Consider the following 13,503-nt stretch of genomic DNA (forward strand, 5'->3'; position numbering starts at 1 on the left):
CGAAAGCAAAGCCATTTGCTTTTCGGGGCGCTTTTTTTGGCGTGGCTTCCAAGAAGAAAAGCAAGCCTGCGTTGACGGCTGGAGCCGTAATAACCGAAACGAGATACAGAGTTGGAAGCAGCCGTCCGCTATCGTCTCTGAACACAGGCACCTTGGACGAGTGAATCATGTAATCCGAGTACAGTCATGTCTTGACCACTTGAACCCTACCATCCGGTCTTCTTCCTTTCATGGATTGAATTCGCCTGCGCGGAATAAAGAATACTCCCCCGGGAGCTGAAAATTTCAGTCGCCCCGGGGCAGGTTGTTGACACATGCGCAGTTACTTTGCGCCGGAGGGTGGCGACCACACATACGTAGCCGCCGCACCGGCCGGCAGCGTCGCTCGGAACGATTCGCCTTTCCAACGTACGACGAACGTCTTCTCCGCGTCCGCGGAATTGAATGCCACCAATACGATGGAGCCGTCGGGATTTTGAAAGGCGACATTTTCGATGCTCCCCGGCTCAAGACCGGTCGATTCGATACGGCGGGCGCCGGGTGCTACGAACTTGCTCGCATGCCCGAACGCATAGTACTCCTCATTTAATGTGTACGCCCCAGTGGCACTGTCGATCGTGACGACGCCGCGGCAGTCCTGGCAGCCGCCCGTACGGGGTCCCCCTTTCTCGTCCAATGCCAGGTTCCATTTCAGCACCGTTCTCGCAAAGTGCCGGGTTGCCCCGATGATCAGGTTTTGCATATCCCATTTCAGGTTATCGCCGAAGTTCGGCGCCCACGCGCCGCCGGAGCTCTCCGTGAAGTAAATGTCCTTATCGGGGTAAGCTTCCTTGACCTTCGATTGGCTGGACACTTCGCCCGCATACCCGTGGAACGCCGTTCCCGCGATGTACCGGCTCGCCTCCGGGTCGTTCAAGACTGTCATCGGGTAATAGGCTTCGTCCCAATTGTGGTCCCAGATGACGATCTTCGTATCAAGTCCCGCATTGCTCAAAGCCGGTCCCAGATCATGCTTGATCCACTCGGCCTGCTGCACGGCCTCCATCCGCATGCCCGGATAGTCGGCCGGCACGTGATGCGGCTCGTTCTGAGGCGTGACAGCGTCGACCGGGAGACCGGCCGCCTCATACGTCTGAATAAATTTCACGAAATAATTGGCATATGTTCCGGAATACTCATTCTTCAAGCTGCCTCCGATGAGCGAGTCCGAGGTCTTCATCCACCCCGGGGCGCTCCACGGCGACCCCATCAGCTTCAAATCCGGGTTCATTTTTCGCGCCTGCAAGAGCGTTGGAATGATATACGCTTCATCGTGTTTGATGGAAAAGCGTTTCAGCTCCGGATCGCTCTCTCCTGCCGGGAGATCGTCGTACGAGTAATGGCTTAACGAAAAGTCGGAAGCCCCCATAGGAACCCGCAAGTAGCTGATCCCTATCCCCTCTGTGCGATCGAACAGCTTCGCCATTAATTCGTCCCGTCGCTCCGGTGCAAGCCGGTTCGCAATCAACCAAGCGGATGCATCCGTCATGGAGGCGCCGAAGCCGTCCATCGTCTGGTACGCTTGCGCTTCATCAATGTCGACAGCCGTCTCGTTGTCGGAGCCGCCCGGCCCGAAGGAAAGATCGGCCTGGCGCTCCAGCAGTCGGCTTTTGTCCGGGGTCGTCAGCCATACCCTTACGGAAACGTATTTTTCCTCCGTCCCGCATGCGGCAAGGCCAACGATCAGGCAAATTATAAGGATGAATTTGGCGAAATTCCTCATGAAATCGGGCCACCCTTCAATCCCGGAACCGCCGATCCTTGCAGCTGTCCCATAATAGCTCCGTAGTCGCGGCGAATGAATTCCGCGATTCGCTTCGGTGTTTTCCGATTCATGCGGTAGACACCGAATGTATCGATCCACTGATTGTGGTTGACGTACCAGTCGTACATAATCCAAAAATCGATTCCCGCCACGAAGCCGTCCGAACGCAAGCCGCCATCCATGGAGACCGTCGCTTTCTCCATCAGCGCGCGCAGCGTGTCTTCGTAGGTGGCCAATTGTTTGTTCTCTTCCGCTTCTTCCTCTCCCGTCCAATGGCCGAATTCCGTGTTGAGAATGGGCTTATCCGGGTAAGCGGCATGAGCAGCTTCTAAAAAGGAGCGCGTGCCTTCGTAGTACGTTCCCCCATGGAAAATGCCGAAGTACGTCGTCCAGCCTGCAACGTCCAAAGGTTCCATTGACGGATCGTGCGCACCGGGCTGGTCGGCGGCGGCGCTTTGCGTCACGAGCCTTCCATCGTCATAGCGTTCTCGCAAATCCCGGACCATCCGCCGGTTATATGCGAGACGCAGCTCGACATCCTTTGATTCGTTTTGCGTACTCCACAAGATGACGGAAGGCCGATTGTATTGCGAAAAAATCATCTCACGCCACATCTGATCCGCCAGTCTCTTCGTTTCTTGGGCTTCATAATGCCCGGTTTCGAACTGCCAGAGCGGAATTTCGCTTGCCGCGAGCAGCCCCATACGGTCAAGAAGCAAATAAGTGTAAATGTGATTCGGATAATGTCCGGTCCTCACGAAGTTCGCATGAATTCCTTTTATCTCGCGCAAGTCGTCCAAAATCCGTTCCCACGATGCCGTCCGTCCGGTATCCGGCCATTCTTCGTGCCGTGCCATACCCGCCAGAAACACGGGGCTTCCATTTAATAAAATCATCGTCTCTTTCGTTGTTATCGTTCGAATCCCGAACTGCGTATGAAACCGGTCGAACGCCTCCGCCGAAGCATCGAAGGCATCCTGCAGTCTGAACTCCGCCACATACAGGTTCGGGTCCCCCACGGACCACAGCTTCGGCTGCTCCACCACAATCTCGAAGCGAACGGCCTTCGTTTCTTCCGCCTCTAGGGTGATCTCGGTCCGAACCTGTCGATCCGTTGCGGCTTTGGGACCTTTGATGCTTGATGCGAGGGGACTATCCAGGAAGTTCGGGCTTACCGCGTCCGCCTCGTATATCGTCCCCTCGAGCCATACCTGACAAGGTTTCGAGCCCCGATTGTCGATGACGACGGTGCAGCGCAGCCTGCCGTCTGTATCGAGCGGTACGATATCGGCCCGAACGACTTGAACTTTCGAAGCAACCTCGATATATAAGTCCTGAATGATGCCCGTGTAATTGAAGAAATCAGTCTCGGCGAGAGCGGGAATCGTGTCGTTCCGGCTGCCCCACGGCGGATTGTCGATCCGAACCCGAAGGTCGTTTTCCCCGGCCCGGAGAAACGGAGTGACGTCGAAGGCGAAGGGCGTAAAGCCGCCTTCGTGATAGCCGATCCAGCGGCCGTTCAACCATATATCCGCAATGTAGCTCATGCCAAGCGATTTCAACGTATACGAGGAGTCCGCATGGATTGCCTCCAACGTAATTGTCCTTCTATACCAAACGCCGTCTTCGTATGTTTCGGCCGCATTCGCCCGTTCCTCGCCGCTTAATTCGTTCTCTGGCGACGGAATCCGGTGTGCCTTCCGCACGTCCGACTCTCCCCCATGCAAATACAGTCCTTCACGCCGCTCCAGTTCCTTATGCCAAGCGGCGTCTCTCGGCATCATCGATGCCTCGTGATCCGCTTGAAACCGCTGCTTTTGCCAATCGCCATGCAGCGAGACGATCGTTCTCTCCTGCGGCTCGAAAGAAGGGACCGGAATACCGTTTTGAAAAGGGATGTCGATCCCGTCGACGGTCCGGAATGATAACGTTGTGTGCAGCACGATTCTTATTCCCTCCTATTAGAAAGGGGGATGATCGTTGATTCATCCCCCTTTTTACTCTGTTATGAATTACTTCATTCCTTTTTCATCGTAGTAGGCATATGCCTGCTCTTTTACGTACGCCAGGACATCATTTACGCCCGCCGCTTCCAACTGCTTGCGGTACGTCTCGATCGCTTTATCTACGTCCGGCACCAAACCCATCATCAGCGGCAGGCCATACTGCTGGATGACGGCGTTCACGGCCGCTTGCTGCGATTTGACCGGGGCGTAATCCAACAAGACCGGCGCGAAAATGTTCGGCTTGCTCTCCGACTTGAACTCCTGAAGCAGCGCGTCAAATCCAGACCAGCCGGATGCCTGCTTCACGCGCTCCATCGATTCGAGGCGGAATCCCCACGATGCGATGCCATAAGGAACGAAATTCTTCGTATCTTTAAGATTAGCCGGAGGGGTTACGATATACTTTCCGTCCTCCGCGATTGAATAGTGCTTGCCTTCAATGCCATAGCTAAGCAAATCGTAATATTTCGGATCGTTGCGCAGCTTGTCGAGCACCATCAAGGAGCGCTCCGGGTTCGCGGCGTTTTTCGGAATCGCCATCGCGTTGTTGACGGACAGGTTCGGCATCACATAGTTATGAAAGCGGGTGAACGGGAAGTAGCCAAGCTTAATCTCCGGATTGTTCTTTTCCATATCGACGATGTATCCGCCGGCGCCCGGAGCATTGCGCCAGTACACGGCCCCGGTTCCTACCTTGATCGCATCGCCCGCCTCGACCTGGGAAGACAACGTATCGGAGTTCCAGAATCCCTTATCGGCCCAAGTTTTCATCCGCTTCACCCACGCTTCGAACTCCGGCGTGAACGGATAGGCGATAATATCACGCGGGTTGTCGTAAGAAGAAGCTGCGATCACGCCGCTGTCGCCGCCGATCTGCTGATAATCGTTGTACGCTTTGAACAGGGTGAAAACTTCGTTGTAAGCCTTGCCGTTGATCGGCGTAACGTTTTTCGCTTTCTTGACGCCATCGAGATACGCCTCGATCGAATCCAAATCCTTTATTTCCGGCAGCCCTAACTCATTCCTCCAGTCTTCGCGGTAGACAAGACCGTCCGGCGTATATTCCGGATACGTCGCCGGTACGGCGAGAATATTACCCTTGACCGTCGCCTCGTCCCAGTCCTGCTTCGGCACGTTCTTCCACGTCTCCGGTGCATATGTGGGAAGCAGGTCGCCCAGCGGCAGGAACGCCCCCTGATTCGCAAATTTGTAATAATCAGACCAGGTGGACGCGAAGATCATATCGATCTTTTCGCCGGATGCCAGAAGAAGGTTGTATTTCGTTTGCCAGTCCGTCCACGTTGTGAAGTTTAGCTTCACCGTCGTATTCAGATCCTTCTCAAGCATCTTGTTCAATTCCGCCATGACTTCTTTTTGATCTTTATTCGCGTCTCCAAGCAAGTACCAAACCAGTTCCACCTTCTTTGACGTATCGAGTTTGCCTTCGCTTCCTTCTGCGGAATCTGAGCTCGTAGTCGTCGGACTTTCTTCTAGCGGCTCGTTCGAACTCTTCGCGCAGCCTGACAGCAGCGCTGCCACCATTAAAATTGCAACGAACCACGAGAAGTACTTCATTTTGTCTTGTCTCACCTATCTGACTCCTCCTTTGTAATGACGAAACGATATATGTTAGCCGGAAACCGGTGCTAACCTTTCACCGCGCCGATCGTAAGTCCTTTTACGAAGAACCGCTGCACGAACGGATACAATAGAATGATCGGTCCAGTTGCGATGACCGCGACGGCCATCTTCAACGTCTCGGCCGGCGGCCGGAAATCCGGCGACAGGTTGCCCGCAACATTCGTGTTCAGCACGGCCGCGCTCGCAAGAATTTTGTACAATAAGAACTGCAGCGGGTATTTGCTTTCCGTCGTGACGAACAAGTTCGCCAGAAACCAATCGTTCCAATAACCAAGCGCCATAAACAGCCCGATTGTAGCGAGCCCCGGTGTCGACAAGGGCAGGATTAATTTCCAATAAATCGTGAAGTCTGCCGCACCGTCGATCTTGGCGGATTCCGTAATCGCATCCGGTATCGACTTCATGAAATTTTTCATCAAAATGATATTCCAGGCGCTCAAGAGCGGCGGAAGAAGCAGCGCCATATAACTGTCCTTCATATTCAGCTGGTTCACGATAAGGATGTACCAAGGAATTAATCCCCCGCTGAAGAGCGTTGTGAAGTAAATAAAGAATGCAAGCGAATTGCGGTATTTAAAATCATTCCGCGACAGCACGTAACCGGCCATCGAGGTCAAGAACAGCCCCAGCGCCGTGCCGCCGAGCGTCAAGAAGATGGTCACCCGATACGCGGATACGATTTGCCCGGTATTGCTGAATGCCGCAGTATAAGCATCCAACGAAAATTGGTTCGGAATGAACTTAAATCCTTCGGCGATAATCTCCTTCTCCGGCGTAACGGAGCCGGATACAATCAACAGGAACGGAAGTAAACAAAGCAGCGTTAAGATCGTTATAATCGTGTAGCCGATGACGTTGAAAACAATCGTCGCTTTTTCCGTTTTTATTTTCACAGCTGTTTCCCCCTAGAACAACGCATAGTCTTCGCGGACTTTTTTGATGATGTAATTGACCGTCAAAACGAGTACGAAGCCGAATAACGATTGATACAGTCCAGCAGCCGTTCCCATGCCGATGTCGAAGTTCACGGCGAGAGAGCGATAGACGTACGTATCGATAATGTCCGTCGCCTCGAACAGCATGCCGTTATTTCCGACGATCTGATAAAACAAATCAAACTGGCCTTTCAAAATGCCGCCCAAGCTGAGAAGAATGAGCAGGATGAACGTCGGGACGAGCATCGGCACGATGATGTAGCGCACGCGCTGGAAGATGTTCGCACCGTCGATCTTCGCCGCTTCGTGGTATTCGTCGCTGATTCCCATGATGGCCGCCAAGTAAATAACCGTCCCATAACCTAAACCTTTCCACACGGCGAAGAACGTAATGATGTATTTCCACGGCTCGGTATGGAGGTAAAAATCGTATTCGGGAAGTCCAAGCTGTGCCAATACCGTATTTACGACTCCGTTGTTCGAATTGAAAAGATTGAAGACGAACGCGCCTACCAGGACGAACGATACGAAAAACGGAAGGAACATGACGGACTGCGTCGTTTTGCGGAACCACTTACCCGGAAGCTCGCTCAAGAGGATCGCGCACACGAGCTGGAGGGCGTTCCCGATTAAGATAAACGCAAGGTTATACAGCACTGTATTTTTCGTCAAATTCCAGAGCGCGCCGGATTTAAAAAGAAATTCGAAGTTTTTCATTCCGATGAACTCGCTTCCAAATAACCCGCCATCGAAGCTAAACCGGGTGAAGGCGTAATAGACCCCTACCATCGGGAAATAAGAGAATACGATGAAAAACAGAAGGACCGGAGCGATCATAAGAAACATCGCTTTATTGCGGTTCAGCTCTCGAAAGAAGCTTCCCAAGGAAAACACACCCCTTTTATTGTAATCGATTACATTTTGCATTAAAGAAAAGGGAACTTTGGCCCTTTGCTTCGTCCCGCGTTGCCTTTATTGCTTTCTGCTGAATGACGATGATTCACGGATCAGCAGCTTCGACTCCACACAGAAGACGCGTTGGTCATGATAGACGTCCTCGTTCATCCGATCGATCAATTTCTCGGCAAGCAGCGCACCCATCGTATATTTCGGCTGCTCGACCGTGCTTAGTCTCGGCGTCACATATTTGGTAATCCGAATGTTGTCGACGCCGACGACGGCGAGCTGCTCGGGAATGCTTATCGAAAGCTCCTTACACGCCAGGTACACACCGAGTGCCATCTCGTCGTTTGCCGCAAAGATGGCAGTGAACGACGCCTTCTTGCCGAGCAGGCGGAGGAACGCCTGGTACCCGCCGTCTTCGTTAAAGTCTCCGTTCTCGATTAAGTCCGGGATGAACGGCAGATTCGCTCCGCGCAGCGCCTTCATGTACCCTTCCAACCGCTCGTAGCTGTCGATCGCGTCCGCGTATCCGCTTAAGAACGCGATCCGTTCATGCCCTTGTTCGATCAAGTGGCTCACTACGTCTATTGCAATCTTCACGTTGTCCGTATGAATGCAAGGAATGTCGGAATGCTCGATCAGCCGGCCGACAACGGCAACATTGAATCCATCCTCGACTAACGCAACGAGTTCTTGATTGCTCAGAAAAGGCGTGACGAAGATCATTCCGTCAACCGTCCGGTTCTGCAGCAATGAGACGTAGCCGGCTTCCTTCTCTTTTTGATTTTGCGCGTCGCAGATAATGACGTTGTAATGCAAGGAATTCGCCATGTTTTCGATTCCCTTGATGATCTCGGCGTAGTAAGAAACTTCAATATCGGACACGACGACACCGATCGTCATTGACCGCTTGGAACGAAGGTTCTTGGCTGCCGCATTCGGCGTGTAATTCAACTCTTCAATCACTTGCATGACGCGGGATTTGGTCTTCCCGCTTACAAGATTGCTTCCATTCAGCACTCTGGACACAGTGGCGACGGACACGCCCGCCCTGTTCGCAACATCGATGATTCGACTGTCGTTCATAGCACCACTTTCTTTTATCTTGTATTGGATGTTTAGATAATAACACGAAATGATATCGATTACAATTCATAATTTACTCGATAGTTCCAAAAACGGCTGTTTCGCTTATAACCCCAACTAAAATTGATGTATTATTTTTTTGAAATCGATATCATTTTGTTTGTCCCAATCCGGATTTACAGGTCGCGAACTCTTCGCCATTTGTAAAGGAATTGTAATCTTATTTTAATCCGGTCATAAACCGGGTTTCAGCTTCCTTTAAGGTACGGGGCCTATACTGAAGTCCAACAACTCCCTTTCCTATATAGCTTGACTTTGGCCCGCAGCTTTGCGGGTTATTTTTTTGTAAGCGCTCGAAACAAGCAGAACCGCCTATCGGCGTCCTTGTCAAAAGGCGCAACGGTTTCGCGATGTAATAGAAGACCATTTATAAGCGTTAAACTTAAAATTGAACAAAGCCGCCTCTCGGAAGCCCTTGAATAGATGAGATAAGGCGAACGAAAGCCAGCTTAGTTTAACTTTTTGAAACTAAAAAATCGTACATCTCCTAAATGAGGTAGTTAATTTCAAATTTCGAACTTAACAACGGAAGTCGAAGGTGCAAATGGCGGAATGAGAGATATAGTTTCAATTCTCGAGACTAAACGGCTGCGAAATCGAATGTCATCGAAATTAATTTCAGTTTCTGACACTAACTTTACGTCGTTACTTGCCACTTACCCAAGAAAGTCTTCTTACAAGCGAGAGTTACTTAATTACTTACCCAAGAAAGTCTTCTCACAAGCGAGAGTTACTTATTACTTAAACAAGGAAGTCTTCTTGCAAACAATAGCTTGGCTGGTCAGTGTCTTCCTATCCGCTTAACGGGACAGCTCGTCAAAAATCCGGTTGACGAACCGCTTATGCCGTTCCCTCATCCTCTTCTCGGTTTCAGCGTCCAAACCCCACTCGGACAGCTTGGAAGCAGGCCGCAATGCCGCGCAGAGCTCCCAATAAGGAAGATTGGCGTAATCCAAAGCCGTCATCCTGGACATATACCGACGCCTGAAGGTAGTCATCGCGTCCTCTCCGAAAGCGAACAGAATTTCCAATCCGGCATTTGCAAAATCCGCCAACGGATCACCGAGAGCCGCATCCTCCCAGTCGATGACGGCCGCTAACCGGCCGTCCTTCCACAAGATATTCCCCGGCCAATAATCCCCATGCAGCAGTCCGATTCGATTCACGCGCGGCAACGGCCACACCCGCTCCAGCGAATCCCTGATCCGTCCCTCATCCAGCGATTTGTCCAGGCGAACCGGTCTTCTCGCAACTAGCCCGGCATAGATTTCATCCTGCTTGGGAAGAAATTGCAGCTGATAGGCATCGATGTCTACCTGGTGAATACCGGCCAGATGGTCGGCTAACTGCATGCTGCAGCCTTCCGGATCCGAAGGGGCAAAGTCCTCCCGGCCTTCAATGAACGCAATTACCACGTAAGGCGAAGGCAGAATGCCTCCGGATTCGTCCGCAGCATACGGTTCCGGAACAGGCAAGCCTGCGGCATGAAGCCGCTTCAGAAGATGAAACTCATCCGCCGCGACATGCGGATTTCGTGCGAGATCCGCAGCGCCGTGGCGGCGCACGATTAATTTTTTCAGCTGACCGTCCGGTTTCTCTATTTCCAGTCCCGTTACCTGTGCCGAAACCCCGCCTTCCAGCTCCCAGATGCGCAGCAGTCTGGATCCGGGAACGACCTTGCCGGCAATCTGCTCATAAGCCTCCCTCGTCATGGTTTATTCACCCGCAAACCGTTCAGAGCCTCTTCATTAAAAGGAAATTCAGCTCTTCGTACTTTCTCTTTCAGACGGGTTAAGGCGGCAACGGCATTCTCCATAAGCTCGGGAGGGTACCGATACTTTATGCTGTTCGATTCGAACTCTTCCTCGTCGACGACCTTCCAATCCTCGTTGCGTCCTTTCAACAAATCCAGGTCCAAATCTACGAAAGTGATGTCACGATTGTTCATGACAGACGGCATGGCTACATTACAATAATAGGAAGCAGCCTGGCCATGCTCTATTTCTATAGCGACCGTACACCATTCTTTTAGAAAGAAAAATTCAAGAGAGGTGTTATTAATCGTAAACACTTTATTCTTCGTATGGTGAACGAGCTGCCGGCCCGGTTTACAGAGAACCGCGACATAGTCGTCTGTCTGCTCCAGCAATTCGCCTTCCCATTCATAATGGCTGTGATCGGGATATTTTAACGCTCTCAACTTGATCCGGTTCTCCACCCTGTATCCTCCTAACTGAGTTCATCCTTCTTCATTCCGGGCTGCGATGAACCAGCTTCTCATATTTACTGAATTCCCCCATCGCATTGGAGACTGAACCTATGTATTCATAACCGCAGCTCCGGTAAAAATCGTTCAGCTTCGCGTTATTCGCGATACAATCAAGCCGAATGCGGTCCTTCCCGGCAAAATGAATACCGGAAGCGGCCCAGCGAACAATGGCCTCGCCCAGCTTTTTGCCCGAAGCCTCGCGGTTAATGTTCAGACGATGCAGGTAGACGGAGGATTCATGCCCTTCATCTCCCCATAGCTCCCGGTCCCAAGCGCTCGCTTCCTGCATCAGCATGACCATGCCGGCCAATACGCTGCCTTGTATGAATATGTAAACTTCGCCCCGTTTGACGGCCTCCGGCGTCCGATGGGAATCCTCGCCGCGCAGCAAGCCGTTCCACTGCGTGGATCCTTTGCTCTGTAACCATTCCGCCGTGCGGACAAGCAGCTGCAGGACGGCAGGCGTATCTTCTTCATTCGCTTGGAAAATTTTAACATCCGGTTGGATAATCCCTATAGAATTCGTTCGAGTGTAGGATGACATGCTGCTTGACCTCCATATCGATATTAGCTCCTAATAGTATACCTTTTTCTCCGCAGTCCGGCGAGAAGAGGTAATTATATTCTTAATACAACTGTTGTATAATACACTCATTTTGCAAAAAAATAAGTTATTTCTCGATGACTATATAGTAATGTTCGAATAATTGCTTATTGCTTGAGATTACAGTAAAACCGATATTCTTTACTATTTCCAATAGATATTCATCCCCCAAACGTTTATCTAATGGTGGACCAAATTTTCCTTTCGACGTTGGATCGAACTCGGAAATTAACACACGCGTATTCTTTTGGGGGATGTTTTCATAGATATTTTTCAATAATTTGGTTGGTGAATCCGTATGGTGCAGGATATCGGTCAGCATAATAATATGGAATGGACTTAGCCCTGTTAAATCTGTTTTTTCAGCGTCACCTATCAATACTCGAATCTGAAAGTTTAATAGGGAAACATACTTCACCAGATACTCAATTGCCTCCCGCGATTTCTCAAGTACGGTTATCCTCCCCGTGTCCCCAACCGCTTCCGCATACCGTATGGTAAATACCCCGGGACCTGGTCCTATGTCTAATACCGAATGGCCCGGTTTCATTTGAACGATATCAATCCATTCGTCTGCAAGCGGCAGCCGATGCAATTGTCGTTTTTTCACTTCTTCCCAACCTAAATGAGATAAGTTTTTATCAAAGGGTAATGTCATCTTTTTTCACCTCCTTACCAGCCAAAACGATAAAGCGTATAGATACTAAAACCAAGAGAGGTTAAAACCGATACGTAAGTCATCCCTTTCATCCAAGCAGGCATATGTTTATGCTTAATTAGGCGATAGATAGAATAAAGCGCGGTAATGAAGGTTGCTAATATCATAGCTTTTCTAAGCCAATTCATTTCCGGCATGCCGACCATTATATTTGTTGAACTTCCAAGTACAAGTAAGATCAGCATATGAAGCCAGTGATGAGAAGCAGCTATAATAGAGAAAATAATTGAAGAAACGGAAGCTGCAACCGTTGTTGCTGCTTCTTTTTTATGAACGTGCTTCATTTCTTCCTCTCCTCATTTCGATTAAGGATTCGGTAAACGTTTTAAAGCTTTCGAAAAATTGCACTTGATCTGATTCAGACATCTTCTCAAGGATGTTATTATAAAACTCGACCGATTGTTCGCGTAGTTTCCGAATGGAGCTTAGTCCCTTATCGGTTAAAGATAATATAACTTCCCTGCGATTGTTTTCGTTTAATTCCCTTGAAACAAAACCTCCTTTCACAAGTCCGTCAACCAACCTGCTCACCGAGCTTCTTTCCAACTGAAGCTTCTCGGCTAGTTCCGAGACCGTGAGCGTTTCTTTCTCCAACTCTTGAAGCGCAAAAACTTGGGATAGCGACATCGAAAAGCCGCAAGGTGTTTCCGTTTGCTCCAGCAGTCCAAATGACCGAATGAATTGTTGCATAATTCCTCTTAATTCAAGTACGTTATCCCGTTGCATAATACCATCTCCATTCATGTGCATTAAACATTTGTTGTATGATACACGTATAACTTATCATTCAGCTATGAAATTGTCAACGTTATAGTCAGTCTCTTATAAAAGGAATTCCTGCCTCTCGAGCGAATAATAAGCATAGAGAGAAACAAGAGGAATTCGAACAATATCGTCCGGGAGGTCATTATGGTCTATGTCGCACTACTCCGCGGGATCAATGTCGGCGGAAAAAATAAAATTGACATGAAGCTGCTTAAACAATCTTTCGAGCAAGCCGGTATGAACAACGTAGTCACATATATCAATTCAGGCAATATTATTTTCACGTACAACAGCCGGTCAAAAGCAAAAATAGCATCCATTCTGGAAATGTCTATTCAGGAAACCTTCGGATTACAAATCAAAGTGCTGGTTCTTGATTTAAATGATATGAAAAGAATCATGTCTTCGCTTCCGGAGTCATGGACTAACGACGATAAGATGAAAAGCGACGTGCTATTTTTGTGGGACGATATCAATAATGAATCCGTGCTGGACAAGCTGGTCATCAAACCGGATATGGATACGGTGATATACGTTTCAGGAGCCATTCTATGGTCGGTTTGCAAGCAGCATGTTACCAGGAGCGGCATGACAAATATTATCAAATCAGATATTTATCGACAAACGACTGTAAGAAACGTAAATACAACCCGCAAAATATATGAGCTTATGCTGGCCTCGGAAAAGTAAGCACTGGAGATGTGCTCGGATG

The 13,503-nt window shown here is 49.9% G+C and carries 13 protein-coding genes; 1 reads left to right on the plus strand and 12 read right to left on the minus strand.

Annotated elements, in window-relative coordinates; genetic code table 11:
* Positions 1–322: 322 nt before the first annotated feature.
* The 12 genes from H581_RS0124640 to H581_RS0124695 form a co-directional block, all read right to left on the minus strand.
* The gene (locus tag H581_RS0124640) at positions 323–1,762 is read right to left on the minus strand and encodes a glycoside hydrolase family 30 protein (protein ID WP_028612328.1); all 1,440 of its coding nucleotides are present in this window, start codon (positions 1,760–1,762) and stop codon (positions 323–325) included.
* Positions 1,759–3,747 (minus strand): glycoside hydrolase family 2 protein, encoded by a 1,989-nt coding sequence (locus H581_RS0124645; RefSeq protein ID WP_028612329.1) that lies wholly within the window; start codon positions 3,745–3,747, stop codon positions 1,759–1,761. The genes H581_RS0124640 and H581_RS0124645 overlap by 4 nt, the downstream gene beginning before the upstream one ends.
* Positions 3,748–3,816: 69 nt before the next feature.
* Positions 3,817–5,385, minus strand: coding sequence for an extracellular solute-binding protein (locus tag H581_RS0124650; protein ID WP_028612330.1), 1,569 nt, complete (start codon positions 5,383–5,385; stop codon positions 3,817–3,819).
* Positions 5,386–5,456: 71 nt separating this feature from the next.
* The gene (locus tag H581_RS0124655; protein WP_028612331.1) at positions 5,457–6,344 is read right to left on the minus strand and encodes a carbohydrate ABC transporter permease; all 888 of its coding nucleotides are present in this window, start codon (positions 6,342–6,344) and stop codon (positions 5,457–5,459) included.
* Positions 6,345–6,356: 12 nt separating this feature from the next.
* Positions 6,357–7,232, minus strand: a complete 876-nt coding sequence (locus H581_RS0124660; RefSeq protein ID WP_425414654.1) for an ABC transporter permease — start codon at positions 7,230–7,232, stop codon at positions 6,357–6,359.
* Positions 7,233–7,358: 126 nt separating this feature from the next.
* Positions 7,359–8,375: a LacI family DNA-binding transcriptional regulator gene (locus H581_RS0124665; protein WP_028612333.1), complete on the minus strand. Its 1,017-nt coding sequence runs from the start codon at positions 8,373–8,375 to the stop codon at positions 7,359–7,361.
* An 860-nt stretch (positions 8,376–9,235) separates the two neighbouring features.
* Positions 9,236–10,147 (minus strand): phosphotransferase family protein, encoded by a 912-nt coding sequence (locus tag H581_RS0124670; RefSeq protein WP_028612334.1) that lies wholly within the window; start codon positions 10,145–10,147, stop codon positions 9,236–9,238.
* On the minus strand, positions 10,144–10,653 hold the full coding sequence (locus H581_RS0124675) for a DUF402 domain-containing protein (RefSeq protein WP_028612335.1): 510 nt from the start codon (positions 10,651–10,653) through the stop codon (positions 10,144–10,146). The genes H581_RS0124670 and H581_RS0124675 overlap by 4 nt, the downstream gene beginning before the upstream one ends.
* Positions 10,654–10,684: 31 nt before the next feature.
* Positions 10,685–11,248 (minus strand): GNAT family N-acetyltransferase, encoded by a 564-nt coding sequence (locus H581_RS0124680; protein ID WP_028612336.1) that lies wholly within the window; start codon positions 11,246–11,248, stop codon positions 10,685–10,687.
* Between the two features lie 127 nt (positions 11,249–11,375).
* Positions 11,376–11,966: a class I SAM-dependent methyltransferase gene (locus H581_RS0124685; protein WP_028612337.1), complete on the minus strand. Its 591-nt coding sequence runs from the start codon at positions 11,964–11,966 to the stop codon at positions 11,376–11,378.
* Between the two features lie 14 nt (positions 11,967–11,980).
* Positions 11,981–12,310, minus strand: coding sequence for a hypothetical protein (locus tag H581_RS35300; RefSeq protein ID WP_051251347.1), 330 nt, complete (start codon positions 12,308–12,310; stop codon positions 11,981–11,983).
* Positions 12,294–12,752: a MarR family winged helix-turn-helix transcriptional regulator gene (locus H581_RS0124695; protein WP_028612338.1), complete on the minus strand. Its 459-nt coding sequence runs from the start codon at positions 12,750–12,752 to the stop codon at positions 12,294–12,296. Before H581_RS0124695 ends, H581_RS35300 begins: the two co-directional genes overlap by 17 nt.
* Before the next feature lie 183 nt (positions 12,753–12,935).
* Here H581_RS0124695 and H581_RS0124700 point away from each other — a divergent pair, with 183 nt between their 5' ends.
* Positions 12,936–13,481, plus strand: coding sequence for a DUF1697 domain-containing protein (locus tag H581_RS0124700; protein WP_028612339.1), 546 nt, complete (start codon positions 12,936–12,938; stop codon positions 13,479–13,481).
* The last annotated feature ends 22 nt before the right edge of the window (positions 13,482–13,503 follow it).

It is taken from the genome of Paenibacillus harenae DSM 16969, from assembly GCF_000422465.1.
Taxonomy (GTDB): Bacteria; Bacillota; Bacilli; order Paenibacillales; family Paenibacillaceae; genus Pristimantibacillus; species Pristimantibacillus harenae.

Bases quoted from the DNA above. Each gene is read 5' to 3' on its own strand.
- H581_RS0124660 (WP_425414654.1), bottom strand. From the start codon at position 7,232: ATGTTTCTTATGATCGCTCCGGTCCTTCTGTTTTTCATCGTATTCTCT.
- H581_RS0124680 (WP_028612336.1), bottom strand. From the start codon at position 11,248: ATGTCATCCTACACTCGAACGAATTCTATAGGGATTATCCAACCGGAT.
- H581_RS0124700 (WP_028612339.1), top strand. From the start codon at position 12,936: ATGGTCTATGTCGCACTACTCCGCGGGATCAATGTCGGCGGAAAAAAT.
- H581_RS0124695 (WP_028612338.1), bottom strand. From the start codon at position 12,752: ATGCAACGGGATAACGTACTTGAATTAAGAGGAATTATGCAACAATTC.
- H581_RS35300 (WP_051251347.1), bottom strand. From the start codon at position 12,310: ATGAAGCACGTTCATAAAAAAGAAGCAGCAACAACGGTTGCAGCTTCC.
- H581_RS0124665 (WP_028612333.1), bottom strand. From the start codon at position 8,375: ATGAACGACAGTCGAATCATCGATGTTGCGAACAGGGCGGGCGTGTCC.
- H581_RS0124640 (WP_028612328.1), bottom strand. From the start codon at position 1,762: ATGAGGAATTTCGCCAAATTCATCCTTATAATTTGCCTGATCGTTGGC.
- H581_RS0124650 (WP_028612330.1), bottom strand. From the start codon at position 5,385: ATGAAGTACTTCTCGTGGTTCGTTGCAATTTTAATGGTGGCAGCGCTG.
- H581_RS0124670 (WP_028612334.1), bottom strand. From the start codon at position 10,147: ATGACGAGGGAGGCTTATGAGCAGATTGCCGGCAAGGTCGTTCCCGGA.
- H581_RS0124685 (WP_028612337.1), bottom strand. From the start codon at position 11,966: ATGACATTACCCTTTGATAAAAACTTATCTCATTTAGGTTGGGAAGAA.